At 42.0% G+C, this 20531-nt stretch carries 17 protein-coding genes; 11 read left to right on the top strand and 6 right to left on the bottom strand.

All coding sequences use genetic code 11. The features are described from left to right. The first annotated feature begins 23 nt into the window (after positions 1–23). Genes V7S74_RS04095 through V7S74_RS04085 form a run of 3 tightly spaced genes read left to right on the top strand, consistent with a single transcriptional unit; the run spans position 24 to position 2591 of the window. Entirely contained in the window at positions 24–974 is a 951-nt protein-coding gene (locus V7S74_RS04095; RefSeq protein WP_406777490.1) for a CPBP family intramembrane glutamic endopeptidase, read from the top strand. 4 nt (positions 975–978) lie between these two features. After that, positions 979–1818 carry a phosphatidate cytidylyltransferase gene (locus tag V7S74_RS04090; RefSeq protein WP_406777489.1) on the top strand — a complete coding sequence of 280 codons (840 nt, stop codon included), beginning with the start codon at positions 979–981 and terminating at the stop codon, positions 1816–1818. 56 nt (positions 1819–1874) lie between these two features. Beyond that, positions 1875–2591 carry a peptidase associated/transthyretin-like domain-containing protein gene (locus V7S74_RS04085; protein ID WP_406777488.1) on the top strand — a complete coding sequence of 239 codons (717 nt, stop codon included), beginning with the start codon at positions 1875–1877 and terminating at the stop codon, positions 2589–2591. Here V7S74_RS04085 and pgeF read toward each other — a convergent pair. The 3 genes from pgeF to V7S74_RS04070 are packed head-to-tail and all read right to left on the bottom strand — an operon-like array spanning position 2568 to position 5683. Beyond that, positions 2568–3311: a peptidoglycan editing factor PgeF gene (gene pgeF, locus V7S74_RS04080; RefSeq protein ID WP_406777487.1), complete on the bottom strand. Its 744-nt coding sequence runs from the start codon at positions 3309–3311 to the stop codon at positions 2568–2570. The two genes, V7S74_RS04085 and pgeF, sit on opposite strands and share 24 nt — an antisense overlap. Further along, positions 3301–3924 (bottom strand): gluconate 2-dehydrogenase subunit 3 family protein, encoded by a 624-nt coding sequence (locus V7S74_RS04075; protein WP_406777486.1) that lies wholly within the window; start codon positions 3922–3924, stop codon positions 3301–3303. The genes pgeF and V7S74_RS04075 overlap by 11 nt, the downstream gene beginning before the upstream one ends. A gap of 1 nt (position 3925) precedes the next feature. Continuing rightward, the gene (locus V7S74_RS04070) at positions 3926–5683 is read right to left on the bottom strand and encodes a GMC family oxidoreductase (RefSeq protein WP_406777485.1); all 1758 of its coding nucleotides are present in this window, start codon (positions 5681–5683) and stop codon (positions 3926–3928) included. A 58-nt stretch (positions 5684–5741) separates the two neighbouring features. On the opposite strand from V7S74_RS04070, the gene mutS reads away from it, so the two are divergent. Next, positions 5742–8387 (top strand): DNA mismatch repair protein MutS, encoded by a 2646-nt coding sequence (gene mutS / locus V7S74_RS04065; RefSeq protein WP_406777699.1) that lies wholly within the window; start codon positions 5742–5744, stop codon positions 8385–8387. 129 nt (positions 8388–8516) lie between these two features. Here mutS and V7S74_RS04060 read toward each other — a convergent pair whose 3' ends face one another. The 3 genes from V7S74_RS04060 to V7S74_RS04050 are packed head-to-tail and all read right to left on the bottom strand — an operon-like array spanning position 8517 to position 10805. Continuing rightward, positions 8517–9398, bottom strand: coding sequence for an NAD kinase (locus V7S74_RS04060; protein WP_406777484.1), 882 nt, complete (start codon positions 9396–9398; stop codon positions 8517–8519). Further along, positions 9398–10042, bottom strand: coding sequence for a CBS domain-containing protein (locus V7S74_RS04055; protein ID WP_406777483.1), 645 nt, complete (start codon positions 10040–10042; stop codon positions 9398–9400). The genes V7S74_RS04060 and V7S74_RS04055 overlap by 1 nt, the downstream gene beginning before the upstream one ends. A 1-nt stretch (position 10043) precedes the next feature. Further along, positions 10044–10805 carry an alpha/beta fold hydrolase gene (locus tag V7S74_RS04050; protein ID WP_406777482.1) on the bottom strand — a complete coding sequence of 254 codons (762 nt, stop codon included), beginning with the start codon at positions 10803–10805 and terminating at the stop codon, positions 10044–10046. Positions 10806–10895: 90 nt separating this feature from the next. On the opposite strand from V7S74_RS04050, the gene V7S74_RS04045 reads away from it, so the two are divergent. The 7 genes from V7S74_RS04045 to V7S74_RS04015 all read left to right on the top strand — a co-directional run bounded on the left by V7S74_RS04045 (position 10896) and on the right by V7S74_RS04015 (position 20500). After that, positions 10896–12059, top strand: coding sequence for an NAD(P)/FAD-dependent oxidoreductase (locus tag V7S74_RS04045; protein WP_406777481.1), 1164 nt, complete (start codon positions 10896–10898; stop codon positions 12057–12059). Positions 12060–12120: 61 nt separating this feature from the next. After that, positions 12121–13434: a vanadium-dependent haloperoxidase gene (locus V7S74_RS04040; protein ID WP_406777480.1), complete on the top strand. Its 1314-nt coding sequence runs from the start codon at positions 12121–12123 to the stop codon at positions 13432–13434. Further along, on the top strand, positions 13434–13823 hold the full coding sequence (locus tag V7S74_RS04035) for a group III truncated hemoglobin (RefSeq protein ID WP_406777479.1): 390 nt from the start codon (positions 13434–13436) through the stop codon (positions 13821–13823). Before V7S74_RS04040 ends, V7S74_RS04035 begins: the two co-directional genes overlap by 1 nt. A gap of 1 nt (position 13824) precedes the next feature. Continuing rightward, the gene (locus V7S74_RS04030; RefSeq protein ID WP_406777478.1) at positions 13825–14880 is read left to right on the top strand and encodes a mevalonate kinase family protein; all 1056 of its coding nucleotides are present in this window, start codon (positions 13825–13827) and stop codon (positions 14878–14880) included. Next, positions 14877–15746, top strand: a complete 870-nt coding sequence (locus V7S74_RS04025) for a sugar phosphate nucleotidyltransferase (RefSeq protein ID WP_406777477.1) — start codon at positions 14877–14879, stop codon at positions 15744–15746. The genes V7S74_RS04030 and V7S74_RS04025 overlap by 4 nt, the downstream gene beginning before the upstream one ends. Before the next feature lie 40 nt (positions 15747–15786). Then, complete coding sequence (locus tag V7S74_RS04020; protein ID WP_406777476.1) at positions 15787–17088, top strand: gluconate:H+ symporter; 1302 nt, start codon at positions 15787–15789, stop codon at positions 17086–17088. Between the two features lie 232 nt (positions 17089–17320). Further along, entirely contained in the window at positions 17321–20500 is a 3180-nt protein-coding gene (locus V7S74_RS04015) for a SusC/RagA family TonB-linked outer membrane protein (RefSeq protein WP_406777475.1), read from the top strand. The last annotated feature ends 31 nt before the right edge of the window (positions 20501–20531 follow it).

The following is a 20531-nucleotide window of genomic DNA, read 5'->3' as shown; positions in this document are numbered from 1 at the left end:
AATTCCGTAAATTTACGAGCATTATGGTAGATAACAATTTTCAGGGCCCCGAACGTTACGTGGGATTGCTGTCCAAAATTTTAATTTTATTCGGATTTTTCCTTTTGGGAGGCTTTATTGGCCAATTCATTGGTCTTTTATCCGTGGTATTAATTATTGGTTTTCCTACTCAGGATGTCAATCAATTCCAGAAATCAGTCTTGGATTTCATGGCCCACCCCCAAAGTTATGAGGGAGCTTTCAGAGCCATGATGGCCTTGCAATGGTTTTCTGCGCTATTTACCTTCGTAGCGAGTTCTTGGGCCTATTTGCGTTGGTCAGAAAAGCGGGATTTAAATTCTCTTTCGGAGGGTCCTACACCCGATTACCGTATTTTTCTTTGGTCTATTATTACGATTTTAGTGGGAATGCCGTTCTTGGAGTACCTTATTCAATGGAACGAATCCCTTGTGTTGCCGGCTGGTTTTGAGGAAACGGAGAAGTGGATGCGGGCATCGGAGACTCAATTAGCAGAATTAACGAAGTTTTTAGTGGACTTCCACAGTCCGATGGACTTTGCGATTGGACTTGCGGTGATTGCAGGTTTAGCTGCTTTAGGGGAGGAATTATTCTTCAGAGGTGTGTTGCAATCTTTATTTGAGCGCTATATTGGAAATCACCACGTGGCAATTTGGTTGTCTGCAGGGATTTTTAGTTTTATTCATTTTCAATTTTTTGGATTCTTTCCACGCCTATTTTTAGGCGCCTTTTTTGGTTATTTATATGTGTGGAATCGCAACATTTGGATTCCGATTGTGGCGCATTTATTTAATAATGGCTGGACGCTGACCATGCAATATATGTACCAGCAAAAGCAAATAGCTGTTGATCCGGAGAAATTAGGGGAAATAACTCCTTGGTGGTCCGTTGTCATTTCCGCTGCTTTGGTGGTGTTTTATATTCGCCGTTTACACGGCATGCGTTTAGAAAAATAACGATATGGGTTTAAGAGAGATGTCTAATTTGCAACAACGCGTGATCGCAGCCATCGTGGCGGTACCGTTTTTGCTATTTTGTGTGCTGTTTAGCGATTATACCTTTTTGGGTTTATTTCTCTTAATCGGAGTAGCGGCTCAGTTAGAGTTTTATAAATTAGTAGGTAGCATTAGCGATAATTTACCCCTTACTTTTTACGGAACATTTTGCGGAGTAGTCCTTCATTTATTGACCTTTTTTATCGAAAAAGGGGAGATCGCTTATTCGAATTATTATATCCTTTCGCCCTTATTGGCGCTCATTTTCTTCATCAAGTTGTACAAGGCAAATGATGAAAAACCCTTCAAAAACATCGCCTATACCTTCCTTGGTATTATTTATGTGGCCTTGCCTTTTGCCTTATTAACTGTTTTAGCCTTTATCCAAAACGAAACCTATGATCCCCAGATCGTCCTAGGTTGCCTTTTCTTGTTGTGGGCTAGTGATTCTGGGGCCTATTTTGCGGGGACGAAGTTTGGTAAAACGAAATTATTCGAACGTGTTTCCCCTAAGAAATCTTGGGAGGGAAGTATCGGTGGCCTAATTGCCGCGATGATTGTGGCCTATGTTTTGTCTATTTATTATACCAATTTTGAGTCATGGCAATGGTTTGGTATCGGTGTGATTATTGTGGTGGCAGGAACATACGGCGATTTAGTGGAGTCTTTATTCAAGCGCAGTATTAATATCAAAGATTCAGCAGATACGATTCCAGGTCATGGGGGCTTTTTGGATCGATTCGATGGCTTACTATTATCAATTCCTTTCATCATTACGTTCTTGAAATTATTCCCCAAACACTAAGCTTTAACAGGCTTTAACATGGGTGAAATTTATTTTTTTATAACTTCGGTTTCGAAATGAAACATGCGATGCGATTTCTGGGAATACTGTTGCTGAGTCTCCTGTCTTGGACAGCCTTCTCACAAGGGCAAGACAAAACGGTCTTATTCCAAGGACGTGTGGTGGCATCATCGAATGCGGAGTTCCTTCCTTTGGCCTATATTTTTAATCCACAAGCCGGTCGTGGTGCCCTGAGTGATAATTTCGGTCAAGTGGACATGTATGTTTTTCCGGGGGATAGCCTAGTGATTTCCTACATCGGCTATAAGAAAAAGTACTATATCGTTCCGCGTGATACCGAATTAGTGCACCAGGTGATCATTCCGATGGAAGAGATGACCACGATGTTGCGCGATGTGAAGGTGTTCCCTCATTCGAGCGAAGAGGAATTTAAGCAGGCCTTTTTAGCGATGGAATTACGCAATAAGAAAGAGCGAGATAATGCGCGAGATAACCTGGAGCAGTCTAAATTAAATGTGTTTGCGATGCAGGCGGGCATGGGAGCATCGTCTAATTTTAGGAATTTCTCTGATATGATGATTTCATCCCAAGCGAATAAGAATTTCTTCAGTAGTCCCATGCTGGCTTTGACAAATCCATTTGCGTGGATTAACTTTATTAAATCCGTGAAAAATGGGGATTTGAAGCGTAAGGATTACCAAAAAGCCTACGAATTACTTCCGAAGGAAAACATCAATCGCCAATTGTTTTTACGCAATTTGAAATCCAATTAGGGCTAACATTCTACCTGTGGTTCCTGCTTCTTTTCGGTGAGAAAAATAATCGGCATTGTTCTCTACGGTGCAGGCTGAATCAATTTCAATTTGCTGGATTCCCAATCTACTTAATTGAGCCGCATTAGAAGCTTTTAAGTCCACGTGCCATTTGCTAGCTTTTCGTGTTTTAAAATCCTCCGCAAAATGTGCCGCTACTTCATCGCCCACTTCAAAATGAGTTTGACTAATACAGGGGCCTATGTAGGCCAAAATATCCGCCGGATTCGATCCTCTATTCTCAATCATCCGTAACGCTGTTTTCTCCACGATTCCAGCTACCGTACCTTTCCAACCCGCATGAATTGCCGCGCAAACGCGGGTAACCGGATCAGCTAATAATATGGGTGTGCAATCCGCGATTCCCACACCGGCAAAAACGCCAGGCTGTACGGAAACCATCGCATCAAAGCCTGATTGATATCCTGGACGTCCTGTCACCCAAATTTTATCCCCATGGACCTGGTAGGATCGCGCTAAATCGCTAGGAGAAATGCCTAAGTCAGCGCAGAAAATAGAAAGATTTTGTTCGATGATTTCGGGTGAATCATCTGTGTGCACGCCTAAATTTAAGGAAGAATAGGGAGCCTCACTTACACCTCCGTGGCGGGTGCTAACACCCGCCACGAGGTTAGGAATTGATTGAAAAATACGGGGTCTGGCGACACGATTAGGCGTCATAACTCAAACCGTATTGTTTTAAAACTTCATCTGGAACACCATTCCATTGGTTCGGCGTATTTCCTTTGTACTCTAAGTCTGCTATACCGATTTTCGAAGTGTAGAAACCTGTGGCAGTCAAATTACGCATTAAAGTGAAAAACGACTCACCTTGCGTTAAATGCTTTGGCGTTTTGCCGGGATACGCGATATCGTCTACGATATTGATGCGTTGAGCAGGGGTGATTTCAGTGAAATTTTTCTGGAATCGTTTGTTTGATTCGACATCTAACCAACGTAATCCACCGCGCATCGGCGTCTTAAATTCAGGTTTGTCCTTCACGATAAACTCGATGAAGGCGGTTACGCCTGATTGAGAGGCACTGCCAGATTTTTTGTCCGCTGGGATTATGATATCAGATAGGATCGTAATGGTCGCTAATTCGTGCGCATTCAAGAATATTTCCGCTTTTAGTGCGGCTTCTTGTTCTGCTTCCTCTTGGGTACGGCCATTCGGTCTTTTAACCGGAACTTTTCCTAATTCTAAATTCTCAATCGCTTTTTCATCGGGATTGAAAACGGCTAAGCCCAGTGAACTTAAGCCCATATTTTTTAAATAGTCTCTTCTTTTCATCTTACAGGTTGCCTTTTTTGCGTTGATCGATAATGTATTCGGAGGTACGAAGGGATAACGCTAGAATCGTCCAAGTAGCGTTTTTATCTCCTTGAGAAACGAATGGTGCCGCATCTGCTACGAACAAGTTTTTCACGTCGTGAGCTTGGCAATTCGAGTTTAATACTGAAGTATTTTTATCGTTACCCATACGCGCCGTTCCTACTTCGTGAATGATGCGACCTGGATCTGCTAGACCATAATTGCTGTCAGCACCAGGTTTTTTGCCTAAAGCCTCTCCACCCATCGAGTGAATGATTTCTTCAAAAGTATCCTGCATGTGTTTGGCCTGCTTCACTTCATAATCGCTCCATTTATAGTGGAAACGTAAAACAGGAATACCAAATTTATCTACCACATTCGGGTCAATTTCGCAGTAATTATCTTCGCGAGGAACGGGTTCTCCTCGACCCGCAAAACCCACATAAGCACCATAGAAACGACGGTAATCCTCTTTCAAGGTCGCACCGTATCCACCTGCTGCTTTTTTAATGCCATCTCGGTTGAAGTTTTCGCGCCCGTTCAAGCCTTCGATTCCCCAGCCAAAACCATAGTTAGGCATACCCATACCTCCACCGTACTCGATGTGGTATCCACGTGGGAAATCTAATTTAGCGTTATCTAACCACCAAGGTGTATACACGTGCATGCCACCTACACCATCTTCATTGTAGCGCTTGCGATCGAATAGAGAGGGAATGATGGCTGAGCGTGATGCTCCCGTAGAGTCATTGATGTATTTACCCACAACACCGCTGGAATTCGCGATACCGTTCGGGAAACGAGCACTTTTTGAATTCAATAATAAACGCGCCGTTTCACCAGCAGAAGCTGCTAAAACAACGATTTTCCCTTTGACAGAATATTCCATCATCGTGCCAGTATGCACATAAGAAACACCCGTTGCTAAGCCTGTAATTGGATCTGTCATTACTTCACGCGCCATGGCGAATGGAAGTAAGGTAGTATTACCTGTTTGGACAGCTGGTTTTACTAAAACCGATGACGACGAAAAATCTGCGTAAGCTGAACAACCGCGGTTACACTGGCCGCAATAAAAACAAGATCCACGCTCGTTATTGATCGGCTTAGTTAGCATCGACATACGCGACGGGTAAGTCGGAATGCCTAAAGCTTTATTCGCCTTTTTAATCATTAATTCATGTAGACGAGGCTTTGGAGGAGGCAAGAAATAACCATCTGGATCATTTCTTAGGCCTTCATTTGTCCCAAAAACCCCAATCATTTTGTCCACCTTATCGTAATAAGGCTTCATATCATCATAACCGATAGGCCAGTCATCGCCAAGACCATCGATACTTTTCCGTTTAAAATCATCTGGACCAAAACGCAAGGAAATACGGCCCCAGTGGTTCGTACGACCACCTACCATCCGAGAACGAAACCAATCGAACTTCGTGCCGTTTTTGCGAGTATAAGGTTCACCTTCAATGTCCCAGCCGCCATAAGCCGCATCAAAATCCCCGAAATTACGTAGCGAACTACTCGCTCCTCGGCGGAGAGATTCGTAAGGCCATTTCATTTGGGTCATATCTTTCGGGTCTGCCGGGTCAAAAGGCTGTCCAGCCTCCAGGATGCAAACTTTAGCGCCAGCTTTAGCTAAGGTGTGAGCCGCCATACCGCCACCTGCACCGGAACCCACGATCACTACATCGAAAACCTCTTGTTGAGATTTAATGTAAATTGAGGAATTAATCATTTTGTTAATCTGGTTTAGAGAAATCAAAAATAGAAAATTTGGTTTATTTTTGTCTTTAATAGAAAAGAAATATTTGGCACGGAAAGCAGACAACGGAGAGGAGCCATTGAAAAAAGGGGAAACTCCACTTTCAAGGCAGTTTAATCAAATCAAGGCGAAATACCCTGGGGCTATTTTATTGTTCCGGGTGGGGGATTTTTATGAGACCTTTGGCCAAGATGCGGTGAAAGCTTCGAAAATTTTGGGCATTGTTCTGACGCGTCGTAATAACGGCAACGCGGATGCCGAATTAGCCGGTTTTCCACACCATTCCTTGGATACCTACTTACCTAAATTAGTTCGCGCGGGTGAACGTGTGGCGATTTGTGATCAATTAGAGGACCCTGCGACCGTGAAGGGGATTGTGAAGCGTGGGGTGACTGAATTAGTGACACCTGGTGTGTCGTTTAACGACCAAGTATTAGATAATAAGCGCAATAATTATGTGGCTGCGATTTCTTTAGATGAGAAGTCCTCTACCTATGGAATTGCCCTTTTAGATATATCTACAGGCGAGTTTATGTGCTCTCAAGGCCCATTAGCCTATATTCAGAAGTTAGTCCAAAGTTTCTTGCCGGCCGAGATTTTGTATCCCAAAAAGCATAGAAACGCCTTCATAGATGCCTTCGGTGAGCAATTTCACAGCTTCACCATGGAGGAGTGGATTTTTACTCACGAATTCACGTATCCACTTTTAACACAGCATTTTAAGACCAAAAACCTAAAAGGATTTGGTATCGAAAATAGTCCGCTAGGCATCATTTCTGCCGGTGTTATTTTACATTATTTAGCGGAAACCGAACACCGCGCCATCGGTCATATTTCCTTCATACAGCGAATTGAAGAGGATAAATATGTCTGGTTAGATCGTTTTACGATTCGAAATTTGGAATTAATTCATCCCACACAAGAGGGGGGAGTTCCTTTGATTTCGCTCATCGATCAGACTTTGACTGCGATGGGTGGTCGTTTGCTTCGTAAATGGTTAGTATTGCCTTTAAAAGAGTTGAAAACCATTGAGCAAAGACAAGAGGGTGTCGCAGGTTTATTAGTCTCTTCGAGTTTATTAGATCAGGTTTCGGACTTATTAAAACCGATTGGCGATGTGGAGCGAATGATTTCCAAAGTCGCCGCCGGTCGCATCAATCCCCGCGAATTGAATGCCTTGAAAAAGGCTTTGCAGCAGATTCCGGAGATTAAAACACTTTTATCAGCATCCACATCGCCAAGTCTCTCAGGTCTTGCGGCCAGTTTAGATTCTTGCACGGAATTAGTGGAAAAAATTGACACGATTTTGCGCGAAGACCCGCCGGTGCTCATGCACCAAGGCGGCATGATAAAGAGTGGGTATTTAGCGGAATTAGACGAATTGCACGGACTTTCGAGTTCGGGCAAGAACTTTTTAGCGGATATCCAAAAACGTGAAATTGAACGCACAGGAATTACCTCGCTGAAGGTCTCTTATAACAAGGTCTTTGGGTATTATTTGGAAGTAACAAACGCGCACAAAGATCGCGTGCCACCCGAATGGATTCGCAAGCAGACATTGGTGAATGCAGAGCGTTATATCACGGAAGAATTGAAGGTGTACGAAGAAAAGATTCTTAGTGCAGAAGATAAAATCTCAGTGATTGAATTCCGCTTATTCCAAGAATTAGTGGCTTCGGCTTTGAGCTATATCACTCAGATTCAGCAGAATGCGCTTGGCATTGCAACTTTGGACGTCTTAGCCTCCTTTGCTACGGTGGCGAAGAAAAACAATTATGTTCGTCCCGCTTTAAACGAAACGGAAATCATCGATATCAAAGGTGGTCGTCACCCGGTCATCGAAAAGCAATTGCCAGCGGGGGAGAATTATGTGCCTAATGACATCTATCTTGACGATAAAACGCAGCAAATTATGATGATTACAGGTCCCAATATGGCCGGTAAATCAGCCTTGTTGCGTCAAACGGCACTCATCGTTTTACTCGCCCAAATGGGTTCTTATGTGCCTGCTGAATCCGCTAACTTGGGTTTAGTGGACAAAGTGTTTACGCGTGTGGGTGCCTCTGACAACTTATCGAAAGGCGAGTCTACCTTCATGGTCGAGATGACCGAAACAGCGGCAATCCTGAATAATTTATCGTCTCGTTCGCTCGTTTTATTGGATGAAATCGGTCGTGGAACATCGACATATGACGGTGTTTCGATGGCCTGGGCGATTGCAGAACATTTGCATAATCATCCAGTTCATAAGGCCAAAACCTTATTTGCCACCCACTACCACGAATTAAACGAATTAACGCAGGACTTTCCGCGCATCCAAAACTTCCACGTTTCTGTCAAAGAAGTGGGCAATAAAATCATCTTTTTGCGCAAATTATTGCCGGGTGGAAGTGCACATAGTTTTGGTATTCATGTCGCTCAATTAGCCGGAATGCCTACTTCCTTAGTTTTACGTGCGCATGAAATCTTGCAGAATTTAGAAAAAGACCACGTCTTGGAAGACAACATCGATAAGCTAAAAGAGATGCCGAAGGCAAACTATCAGATGTCTCTTTTCGGTGCTGAAATTCCAGAGGGATTACAGAAAATCGAGGATCAACTAAAGGAGCTCGACGTGAATTCGTTGTCGCCGATCGAGGCGCTACTCAAGCTTAATGAGCTTAAAAGACTACTTTAAAGAATAGAGCACAAAGTATAAAGAATAAAGTTGGAATCCCCTGCGGGGATGATTTTGCGAAATATTTTCTTTATTCTTTTTGCTTTATTCTTTAGATGTCAGAAATTAAAAAAGAGCCTAAGCTCTTTTTTAATTTCTGACATCTAACCCCCAATTCAATTTACTCCGCAACGTCTGTAGGAAATCATCCCCGGGAATCTTGATTAGTTTCGCTGAAAAAGGGGCCTTTTTGACTTCGATTTTGAAGTGGCTGTCGATTACTTTGGAACGGGAGTCTAAAGAGATAAGGAAATTTTTGCTTCGAGAACTCACCTCAAATGTTAATACGGCAGAACTGGAAACAAGGAGTGGACGCACGTTTAAATTGTGCGGGCTCATGGGGGCAATGATGAATATATCGGAGCTAGGTATCACCAAAGGTCCACCTACGGCTAGGGAATAACCGGTAGAGCCCGTTGCGGTGGAAACGATAAGGCCATCAGCCCAATACGAATTCAAATAATTTCCGTCCACAAATGCTTTGATAGTAATCATGGAAGAGGTATCTGTTTTCATAATACCTACTTCATTTAAACCGAATCCTTTGCCATCGAAAAAGTCCATTTCAGATTCTACAGCCACAAGGCTTCTGTTTTCGATTCGGTAATTACCTTGTAAAACGGTGTCTAAGGCAGAGCTTATTTCGGGTGGCGAAAGCGTGGCTAAAAAGCCCAAGCGACCCGTATTGATACCCAAAATAGGAATTTCTCTTGGGCCTATTTGAGTTAAAGTTTCCAATAAGGTACCATCGCCACCGATACTCCAGGCCATGTCCGCAGATTCTAGTCCTTTTTCAGTAGAATAGCTGGGAACTTCAGCGACCGAAAAACCGTGCTCCAATAAATGATTTTTGAAAAAATCAGACAGGATGGGTTGGCAATTTTTGGCACAAATGTCCGCCCACATTTTTTCCATTAACGGCTTCGTTTCTGCCGAAAATGATTTCCCATGAATGGCTAATTGAACACCCATTATAAATCGATGAAACGCATTAAATGATCAAATCGATCTTGATCGACCTCTAATTGCTCCCCAAAAACAAACGCTTTTTCAATAAAAATACCGTGTCTTTCTAGGTTCGAAATGATTTTGCCAAAAGTCTCGGTTTGCACTTGTATCACCAGGATTGGTTCTTGGAAAAAACTACGCACCACAAATCCATTTTCCTCCTCTATAATTCGGATGATGGAACTTAGGCTGTCGCGGGAACTTTGGAACGGAATACGAATAATTCCTCCATTCTTCTGTTCTAAGCCTGATTTGAGTAATAAATTCCCGACTGTTGATTTAGTCAAATAGCCAGTAAACAAGCCCGAAGGATTCGTAATGGCGATCAGTTCAACAGTGGAATCGTCAAACCAGGGTAAGCTGGCTAACACATCTTCATCCTCTTCCATTTGGAAAGTAGAAAAGTGGGATTGAAGGTCAGCTATTGTTTGATCAGGAGAGATAGCCTGCGCCAGTGTTTCTTCGGTAACAAGACCAATGTATTGCTTTTTCTCTACCACCGCTAGGGCATTGATTCCGTTTGCACGAAGGGTCTTCTGGGTTTTGGACACAGAATCACTCATTCGTAACACCGGTAAATCGTAATTTAGGTGTGATAGAATTAGCATGTTAGATCGGGTTATTGTTTAACCACTCGGTAACTATTTCGTTGAATTCAGCTGGTCTTTCCATCATGGGAGCGTGGCAGCATTTGTCAATAAATTTCAAGGTCGAACCTGGAATTAATTGGTTGAATTCGTGACCCACTTCAGGAGGGGTAATGGTATCGTTTAAACCCCAAATCAATAGGGTAGGGGCCTTGATGTGAACAATATCTTTGGCCATATTGTTACGCTGTGCAGATTTCGCAATCGCGATAATACGCATCACTTTAGGGATACTATTCGTGATTTCAAAAACCTCATCGACTAATTCTTTGCTAGCCGTCTTAGGGTCATAAAACGTATATTCAACGCGTTCTTTAATGTATTCGTAATTGCCTCTTTTCGGATAAGAACCTCCCATGGAGTTTTCGAAAAGACCTGAGGAACCTGTTAAAATCAATCGCTGGATTTTTTCTGGATGGCGAAGCGTATAAATCAAGGCCACATGACCGCCCAAAGAATTTCCGATCACACTGAATTTATCTAAGCCTTTAAAGTCAACAAAGCCTTCAATAAACTCGGTCAAGCCTTCGCATCCAGCCTCTTTAATGGGCATCTCGTGGATGGGCATTAAGGGGATAATCACGCGGTAGTTAGACTTAAAGTGGTTAATCACTCCAGCCCAATTGCTCAATGCGCCAAATAATCCGTGAAGTAATAATAAGGTTTCGCCTTGTCCTTCGTCGATGTATTTGTACTCTCCTTCTGCCTTAACTAGGTACTCCATTCAGCAATTTTATATTTATAATGTGCAATTTAACAAAAAGAATGTTAAACAATTTTAATTTTGTAGAGTTTTAAAAAATATAATTTATCTATGAAACCCATCCTACTTGTTGGAGGCGGAATTGCCGGGTTGCAAGCAGCCAATATTTTACATGATAACCGCAGAGACTTCATTTTGTTTGAAAAGGAAGCACGGGTGGGTGGGCGTGTTTGCTCAATGCAAAAAGATGGATTTATTTTAGACCGTGGTTTTCAAGTATTACAAACCTCCTATCCTGAAGTTCAGCGTTCTCTAGATCTAAACGCACTTGATTTACAGTATTTTGAATCAGGTGCCATGGTACAGGATCAGGTTTTTTATAACCCTTTGCGTAAGCCGTTTGAGTTGTTTAGTTCAGATCTGCTTAGCATTCAGGATGTTTTTTCGCTGACTAGGATTTGGTTAAAGCTTCAAGGAAAGGTGGCTCCTTTAGATGGAAGCACTCAAACTACGCAGGAATTAATTGATTCTTTTTCGTTCTCAGACCGATTCAAAAATGCGTTTTTGATTCCTTTTTTTCAAGGCATTTTCCTGCAAGAAAACTTGACCCAGCCGGCCTCGCTTTTTTATTATTATTTAGATCAATTTTTGTCGGGTGATGCGGCGATTCCTGCAAAAGGAATACAGGCGATTCCAGATCAACTGGCGGTACGTTTGCCACAAGATTCGATCAGATTGAATCAAGAAATCTCTCAGGTGGATGCCACGAGCATCACACTAAGCACGGGAGAAAAGATCGAAGGCCATGCGGTCATATTGGCGGTGGATTTACCCGTTGCAGCGCGATTACTAGGACAAAAAAATCCATCCACTTTGGCCTCCAAAACCTATTATTTTTCAGCTAAAAAATCAACTCCTCAGCCGGCCTTATTAAGACTTGTGGGCGATGAACATTTATTGCATTATACCTGTTTAACGGATATTTACCCTGATTTTGCGCCCAAAGGCAAGGCATTGTATTCCGCGACGACACTACATCATAGTTCGGAAAAGGAAGTAAAAGAATCGTTAGAAAAGCAATTGCCAGGTCAGAAACTAAGTCTAGTCATGAGATTCGATATACCGCATTCCTTGCAATTAGTGGATGACTATGAAGCGGTAAAAAAAGCGGCGAATGGAATCGTTTTAGCGGGGGATTATTTGGAGTTTCCTTCCTTACAAGGTGCCTTAGCCTCAGGCAGAAAGGCGGCAGAAGAAGTTTTAGCCAAATCCTGATTTTCATCAGCGAAATGTATGTTTGATTTTTCTTACCTTTGTGTGGTTAATCAAGCCCTACATGAAAAAAATTATTCTTCTTTTCGCCGTTTTGTTCGCAGCATCATGTTCCACTTCGAACAAAGACTACCAAAAAGCGGCTGCTAATCCGGAATTTCTGATTCGTGCCGAAGTCATGTTGACGGAAAGTATCATTCATGACATTTTCGCACCTCCCGTTTCCTCTCGTATTTACATGTATGCTAGTATTGCAGGCTATGAAGCAGCGATTCATGGAGAAAAGGGCTATAAGTCTTTAGTAGGGCAAATTAATGGTTTTGAAAAAGTCGCTCAGCCGGAAAAAGGCAAGGAATATTGTTATCCATTAGCTTCTACACGTGCCTTCCTAACGGTGGGTAAGAAGTTGACTTTTGCACAAGAATTATATGAGGAGTTTGATAAAAAATTAGAAGAAGATTACAAAGCGACCGGTATTCCGGATGATGTTTATGAGCGTTCCATCGCTTTAGGGGATTCGATCGCGGAATCCGTTTTTAAATATTCAACAAAAGATAATTACAAGCAGACCCGTGGTTTCCGTTTTACGGTAACAAACGAACCAGGAACTTGGACGCCTACACCACCGGCCTACATGGATGCGGTGGAGCCTTTTTGGACAAAGATTCGCCCTGTAGGTCTAGATTCATCGGCTCAATTTCAGGCGCCTATTCCAGCTAAATTTGATTTAACACCAGGTACTCCTTATTACAAAGAGGTGATGGAATCGTATAATACCGTGAAGAATTTAACCAATGAACAGCGGGATATTGCGAATTTCTGGGATTGTAATCCCTTTAAAATGAATATCACAGGACATGCGATGTTTGCAACGAAGAAAATGTCGCCAGGAGGCCACTGGATGGGCATTGTTGGACAGGTTTCTCGTCAATTAAAGAAGTCGCACGTGCAAGTAGCTGAAGCATTTGTGCTGACATCGATGTCCATTTTCGATGGATTTATTTCGTGCTGGGATGAGAAATACCGTTCGGTAAGAATTCGTCCAGAGACGGTCATTAACAACAGTATTGATAAAAAATGGATACCGATTTTACAGACGCCTCCATTCCCGGAATACACCTCTGGACATAGTACTATTTCAAGTGCGGCGGCTACGGTATTGACGAAATTGTATGGGGATAATGTGGCCTTTAATGACTCGACGGAAATCCCCTACGGCTTACCTCCGCGTAAATTTACGTCCTTTAAGCAAGCCTCAGATGAGGCTTCTGTAAGTCGTTTGTATGGGGGAATTCACTTCCGTCCCGCGCTCGATCAAGGGGTGATTCAAGGCGATAAAGTGGCGCAATATTTGCTAAAAAAAGTGAAAACACACTAATGAAAAATGACATCACTTCTAAGGCTGATATTAAAACATTTGTAGATGCATTTTATGCTAAAATGCCCTCCGATGATATGGTTGGTAAGGTATTTATGGAAGTGATGCACGTAGATTTTTCGACACATCTCCCTAAAATGTATGATTTTTGGGAGATGTTGCTCTTTCAAGAGACGGCCTACAAAGGGGCGCCCATGAGACCTCACTTGCAGATTAACCAAATTCATCCAATAACCCCTGCGCACTTCGAAAGATGGCTTTCGATGTTTAGAGAAACGCTGCGGGATTTGTTTGAAGGACCGAAGACAGAAGAGGCGATAACGAAGGCGGAAAATATCGCTGCGACGTGGGCCTACAAATTAGATTATTTAACGAAAAACCCTGCCTAGAATGATCGTATCTACACCGGGTCGCATCTGTCTTTTTGGTGAACATCAAGATTATCTAGGTTTACCGGTGATTGCAGCGGCGATATCTAAGAGAATTCAGATAGAGGGGGATTTTAATGACACAAAAACCATTCACTTTGCATTACCTGATGTAGGAATGGAAGAGTCTTTTGAACTACACTATCCACTGGCCTACACGAAAGAACGCGATTATTTTAAGAGTGTACTGAATGTATTGCACCGGAAGGGTCATCGACTTGAAAGAGGGTTAGAACTAAGCGTTAGCGGAAATATTCCCATCAATTCTGGCACCTCCAGTTCCTCTGCCTTACTCGTTTCTTGGGTGAATTTTTTGAATGAAATCTACAATTTAGGCTATTCCCAAAAACAAGTCGGTGAGATCACGTACGAAGCGGAGGTTTTAGAATTTTCCGAGCCAGGCGGAATGATGGATCAATATTCAACGGCGGTGGGAAATGTGATTTACTTAGCCAGTGTACCTGAAATTCACATTGAAACCTATGCTAGAGAATTGGGAACCTTTGTGTTAGGGGATTCCATGGAGCCGAAAGATACCTTGGGGATCTTGAGTCATGTGAAGTTTGGGATGCTGGGAGGGATGAAAAAGATTCAAGCAAAATATCCAGAATTTAATTTAGCAACGGAAACTAGTTCAGAAAAGTATAGAGAACTATTAACCGAGGATGAGTGGGTGCTTTTGCAATCTAATATTGGTGATCGAGATTTGCTTTTAGAGGCAAAGGCCATGTTTGAGGGAAAAAACCCTTGGTCAGATGAAAAATTAGGTTCTTTATTAAACGAACATCAAGTAAATTTGCGGGAACACAAGCGAATCTCTACGCCAAAAATCGATCGAATGATAGAGAAGGCATTGGAGGCAGGAGCTTTGGGAGCTAAAATAAATGGATCAGGTGGCGGCGGATGTATGTTTGCCTATGCGCCTAAGGATCCAGAAAAAGTGGTTGCAGCCATCGAAAAAGAGGGTGGAAAGGCCTATATTATTACAGTAGATAAAGGAACAACTAAAATAAGATGAAGAAGAGATTATTGATTTTAGCGGGTGGTATGGCCTCTCGTATGAAGAAAGCTTTAGCCGAGGAGAACAGCGATCTAGACCCTAAATTAGTAGCCCAGGCGAATGCAGTGACGAAAGGGATGATCCAAGTGGGAAAGAATGGCAAGACCTTGATTGATTATCAATTATACAATGCTCACCTAGCGGGAATCGAAGAGGTGATGTTGCTTTTGCACCCTACAGACAATGTTTCTCAGGAGTATTGTGAGTCTTTAATGGCGAAAGATGCTACTTGGGGAATGACAATCGTGTTTGCTCGTCAGCAAATTGCTGCGGATCGCGAGAAACCAGCAGGAACGGCGGATGCGGTGTACCAAGCTTTATCTCAACATGCGGATTGGCAGAAAGGCCGCGTGATCGTGTGTAATTCAGATAACTTGTATTCGGTGAATGCATTGAAAACGCTTTGGGCATCCGAAGTTCCTCAGGCTTTGATTTCGTATCACCGCGACAGTTTGTTATATCCAGCTGAACGTATTTCGGCTTTTGCTTTGATTCGTACGGATGGAGAAGGCTATTTATTAGAGATTATTGAGAAGCCTACGAAGGAGCAGGCAGATGAATTGATGGCGAAGCAAGGTCGTTTAGGCGTGAGTATGAACGTTTTCGTTTTTGAGGCGAGTACATTCTTGCCTTATTTAGCGAAAACACCTTTCCATCCAGTTCGTAACGAAAAGGAATTGCCTACGTCGGTGGTGATGTTTGGCGAAGGGGAGGGTAAAGGATTCTTTGCAATTCCTTTAGCAGAGAATGTGCCTGATTTAACTTCTAAAGAGGATATTCTAGTCATGCAGAAATATTTAGAAGAAACCTATGGCGATTTTTAAAAGCTAACTAGTAAATTGGGAGTGATAACCTATTCACTCTATGACTTTATTCATTGTAATTGCAAGCCTTGGCCTTTTAGTACTGTTAATCACGTACTGGAAGGTCAATTCTTTTATAGCCTTTTTACTTGTTAGCCTTTTTGCGGGTTTTTGCCTTGGTCTGCCTTTGCCAGATATTGCTAAATCCATCCAAAAAGGATTAGGTGATACCCTCGGTTCCTTAGTCGTTATCCTTGTGCTAGGTGCGATGCTGGGTAAATTAGTGGCTAGTTCTGGTGCAGCTAAACAGATTTCGGGTACTCTAATTGATCTATTTGGTCTAAAAAACATCACCTGGGGCCTCATGTTGACAGGTTTCGTGATCGGAATTCCTTTGTTTTATAATGTGGGATTTGTCTTGATGATTCCCTTGATTTTTTCCCTCGTACATCAATACAAGATTCCACCTTTGATGGCTGGGGTTCCGATGATGGCTTCTTTATCTGTGGCGCACGGATTTTTGCCACCGCATCCTTCTCCAGCGGCATTAGTGGCGCAGTTTCACGCGAATATGGGGGAGACTTTGATGTTAGGCATTATCATAGCGATCCCGGCGATAATATTAGCGGGTCCTATTTTTGCCAAAACCTTGGCCCATCTTCCCATCAAACCACTCAAAGCCTTCGCCTCAGCCGAAATCGATGAAGCAAACCTGCCGAGCAAAACAGCTAGTTTCGTTGCCGCTTTATTCCCGGTATTCCTATTAGTAGGAACGACTATCGCGGAAGTTCAATTGCCTACCAACCCATTAGTGAAGTTAATTGCTGATCCAGCGATGGTGATGCTGATTGCCATCATAGTAGCCACCTATGTCTTAGGGATACGAATGGGGAAGAAAATCGAGGAGGTGATGAACGTCTATGGCGAAGCAGTGAAAGATGTGGCGATGATTCTCCTTATCATAGCGGGTGCAGGAACCTTGAAAGAGATTTTATTGGTTTCTGGGGTTAGCAAGGAGATTGCGAACTATTTAGGAGGACTTCCCATTCATCCTTTGGTATTGGGTTGGATGATGGCGGCGATTATTCGCGTTTGTTTGGGTTCAGCAACCATTGCGGGGCTTACTGCGGCAGGTATGATTTATCCATTAGTGGCTTCTGGATCAGTAAATGCCAACTTAATGGTATTAAGCATTGGTGCCGGTAGTTTAATGTTCTCTCATGTGAACGATACGGGCTTTTGGCTGTTCAAAGAATACTTTAATTTAACGGTGAAGGAAACTTTAAGATCGTGGTCTTTGATGGAGACTATCGTGTCGATAACGGGTCTAGCTGGCGTTATGATTTTGAATCAATTCTTGTAATTGTGCTATTGTATCAGAAAAATACAAAATTCTTATAATTCTGAGTTATAGGATTTATCAAAATATTATATGCTCAAACGGCTCATTTTCGGTATAAAATATTGATTATTCTCATTTTTCAGTCCTAATCCTCGTCTTTTATCTTGATTTTTTTGTTTGTTTATTAACATTTTGTTAATTTTCACACGATTGATTTTTTTATCAACAAATTTTTAACCCTAACTAAATGTTCATGAAAAAAAACTTACTCATGACTTTTCTGTTAACCATGCTATCGGTAGCGACTATTTTCGCTCAAGATAAAAAGGTGACAGGAAAGGTGACCTCAGCCGAGGACGGTTCTGGTCTTCCAGGTGTTACTGTTCAAATTAAAGGAACAGGTAAAGGAACTCAGTCAGATATGAATGGTAACTATTCATTATCTGTACCAAGTTCAGCTACATTAGTTTATTCTTTTGTAGGATTAAATTCAAAATCGATTGCAGTAGGTAACCAAACTGTTATTGATGTGAAATTGTCAACTGATTCTCGTCAACTATCAGAGGTAGTTGTAACAGGTACAGGTACGGCAATTGACAAGCGTTCCACAGCGATTGACGTTCAGGCGATCACTGCAAAGAACTTGCCATCAGTTCCATCCGCTTCTGTAGATCAGGCATTGATTGGTAAAATTGCAGGTGCGCAGATTTCCTCTGCAAACGGTATGCCAGGTCAGCCAGTGAACATCGTTTTACGTGGTATTAACACGATTAACCGCGGAACATCTCCGATGATCTTATTAGACGGAGTTGAATTAGGGGCTACTGATCTTAACTCGATCGATTTAAATATCATCGAGAAAGTAGAGGTTATTCAAGGTGCTGCTGCTGCAACAATCTATGGCGCGCAGGGAGCTAACGGAGTAATTCAATTATTCTCGAAAAAAGGTAAAGCAGGAAAAGTTACTATTGATATCAATTCATCGGTAATTAATTCAACTCCTTTAAACGTAGGTAACTTAAGTAAAGCGAACAAGCACGGATTTAAGACAAACGCGAATAATGAAGTAATTGGTGGTTCAGGGAATCCACTAGCATTAGATCCAGTCTACGGTGCTTATGGTGAGAATGTTATCTTAGCTTCAACAGATCCCACAACTAACATTAACAAGGCATATGATCGTAACTTGAAATACTATGATCATTTTGCTATGTTTTTTGTTCCAACGACAAACTACAATAATTCGGTAGCTATTTCTGGTGGTTCAGATAAGAGTGACTTTAGTTTATCTTTATCTAATTCAGATAATGCGGGTCCATTCAAAAATGTAGGTGGTTTAAATCGTACGAACTTAACAGCTAACTTAGGTTTCGAATTAGCGAAAGGTTTGAAATTGCGTTCAATCACGCAGTTAGTACACACAAAAAATACGATTAATGATGGAACGGGCCGTTCGATTATTTTCTCCGTATTTAACTCTCGTCCTTTTGTTGATTATGACTTTAAGGATGCGGATGGAAACTTCCCAGGTTATTTCGGTGATGCAGTGGGTGTGAATGGATACAATCCCAATGCCGTAAACTACTACACGACTACTGATGGTAAGCGTATTGATATTAGCCAAAGCATGAACTTAAACTATGAGATCAACAAGTTTGTCTCCTTAGATGCGAAGTATGGTTTGAATTACCAAACTGATCGTACAAAGTACACATACTTGAATCAAACAGGTAATAAAAACATTATGGATCAGCAATACTGGTACTATAATTACAATGGTAATGATGCAACGGGTGAGATCAACAATTATGAGTCGACTAGTTCATTCCAAAACTTAATTGGATCTGCCTTTATTAAGACAGATTTCATTCAAGACTTTGGCATTAACATTCCATTACGTACTTCTACGCAATTATCATTTGATTACCGTAATAGAGAGAATACATCATATGTCTCTTATGGTATTGGTTTGCCAAACTACACACCATACAATACGTCTCAGGCAGCGTCTACTTATGTAGCTCGTGATTACCGTGAGCCATTTATTACCTATGGTTATTTAGTGAATCAGCGTTTTGATTACGGTACTTTAGGAGGTTTCTCTGGTGGTTTCCGTACGGATTATTCGTCTGCCTTCGGTGCTGCGTCTACACCACAAACATTCCCTCGTGGAGATGCATACTTCCGCATTTCTGAGTTAGGAATTTTCAAAAACTCAGCGATTAGCACGACTTTAGAGGACTTCAAAATCCGTGCGGCCTATGGTGAGGCGGGTATTCAGCCAAGACCTTTTGATCGTTATATCACACTAAATACAGGTGTTATCGGTGCAGGAAATGCATTCTATTTCCCATTAACGCAATCTAACCCGAACTTGAACGTAGAAATTTCTAAAGAATTAGAAATTGGTACGGATATCGGTTTGAACTTAGGAAAAAATTCAGCTTGGTTAAACAATGTGAATTTCTCCGGTACGTATTGGAAGCGTTCGACAGACAACGCGATCTTTAATGTAGATGGTATCCCTTCATCAGGTATCGGTACAGTAAAAGATAATGCCTTTTCTTTAGCATCGAATGGTATTCAAGCTAGCTTAAATGCGCAGGTATATAAGGATGCGGATTGGACTTGGAACTTTACGATGAACTTTGGTAAGCAATCTTCTGAAATCACAGCCGTTCGTGGTGGTGCTGAGGTAGTTCTTACTTCTGCAGCAGGATCTACAGGTTATATCTTAAAGGCCGGAGAGAAAATCGGTCAATTGTACGGTTACTATGGTATTCATAGCTTAGATGCTAAATTACCAGATGGTACAGTAGCTATTCCAGAAGCTGACAGAGGTCTTTATACAGTAGCAAGTAACGGATGGGTTGTAAACAAAACGACTAAAGCTCCTTTCTTTTCACCAAAGCGTTATGCTTTAGGAGATCCGAATCCTGACTTTACAGCTTCATTTATCACCGATTTAGCTTACAAAGGAATTATTACCTTAAATTTGCAAGTTGATTTAGTGCAAGGCGCAGGTATTTATAACCAAACAAAAGGTTGGATGTACCGTGACGGTATCCACTCAGATTATGCGCAGCCCATCACGATCGATGGACAAACTGGAGCTTGGTCAGCATTCTACCGCGGTGTTTATGCCGCTCGCTCATTTAATGGAACGAAGAATTATTTCTATGAAGATGGTTCTTTCGCCCGTTTGAGAAATATCTCAGTTGGAGTGGATTTAGTTAGAGCATTTGGTATCAAAGGGTTCCGCAAGTTACAATTAGTGGCTTCAGGACGTAACTTGTATACCTTAACTAACTATTCAGGTATGGATCCAGAAATTGCTTCTGGTGGAAATAACTCTGCTTGGGATCGTGGTATCGATCACAATACAATGCCTAACCTGCGTTCATACCAAGTACAGTTGAACATTGGTTTCTAATTCAGAATTGAGAAAAAGGTATCATTTAAAT

The sequence above is a fragment of the Aquirufa novilacunae genome (genome assembly GCF_045310505.1).
GTDB lineage: Bacteria > Bacteroidota > Bacteroidia > Cytophagales > Spirosomataceae > Aquirufa > Aquirufa novilacunae.
Note: the sequence above shows the minus strand (reverse complement) of the source record. Positions and strands in the feature narration are given on the sequence as shown.

Coding starts and splice junctions, on each gene's coding strand:
- V7S74_RS04030 (WP_406777478.1), top strand. CDS start 13,825: ATGATCGTATCTACACCGGGTCGCATCTGTCTTTTTGGTGAACATCAA.
- V7S74_RS04035 (WP_406777479.1), top strand. CDS start 13,434: ATGAAAAATGACATCACTTCTAAGGCTGATATTAAAACATTTGTAGAT.
- V7S74_RS04040 (WP_406777480.1), top strand. CDS start 12,121: ATGAAAAAAATTATTCTTCTTTTCGCCGTTTTGTTCGCAGCATCATGT.
- V7S74_RS04015 (WP_406777475.1), top strand. CDS start 17,321: ATGAAAAAAAACTTACTCATGACTTTTCTGTTAACCATGCTATCGGTA.
- V7S74_RS04020 (WP_406777476.1), top strand. CDS start 15,787: ATGACTTTATTCATTGTAATTGCAAGCCTTGGCCTTTTAGTACTGTTA.
- V7S74_RS04055 (WP_406777483.1), bottom strand. CDS start 10,042: ATGCTAATTCTATCACACCTAAATTACGATTTACCGGTGTTACGAATG.
- V7S74_RS04045 (WP_406777481.1), top strand. CDS start 10,896: ATGAAACCCATCCTACTTGTTGGAGGCGGAATTGCCGGGTTGCAAGCA.
- V7S74_RS04060 (WP_406777484.1), bottom strand. CDS start 9,398: ATGGGTGTTCAATTAGCCATTCATGGGAAATCATTTTCGGCAGAAACG.
- V7S74_RS04090 (WP_406777489.1), top strand. CDS start 979: ATGGGTTTAAGAGAGATGTCTAATTTGCAACAACGCGTGATCGCAGCC.
- V7S74_RS04085 (WP_406777488.1), top strand. CDS start 1,875: ATGAAACATGCGATGCGATTTCTGGGAATACTGTTGCTGAGTCTCCTG.
- V7S74_RS04050 (WP_406777482.1), bottom strand. CDS start 10,805: ATGGAGTACCTAGTTAAGGCAGAAGGAGAGTACAAATACATCGACGAA.
- V7S74_RS04075 (WP_406777486.1), bottom strand. CDS start 3,924: ATGAAAAGAAGAGACTATTTAAAAAATATGGGCTTAAGTTCACTGGGC.
- V7S74_RS04095 (WP_406777490.1), top strand. CDS start 24: ATGGTAGATAACAATTTTCAGGGCCCCGAACGTTACGTGGGATTGCTG.
- V7S74_RS04070 (WP_406777485.1), bottom strand. CDS start 5,683: ATGATTAATTCCTCAATTTACATTAAATCTCAACAAGAGGTTTTCGAT.
- pgeF (WP_406777487.1), bottom strand. CDS start 3,311: ATGACGCCTAATCGTGTCGCCAGACCCCGTATTTTTCAATCAATTCCT.
- V7S74_RS04025 (WP_406777477.1), top strand. CDS start 14,877: ATGAAGAAGAGATTATTGATTTTAGCGGGTGGTATGGCCTCTCGTATG.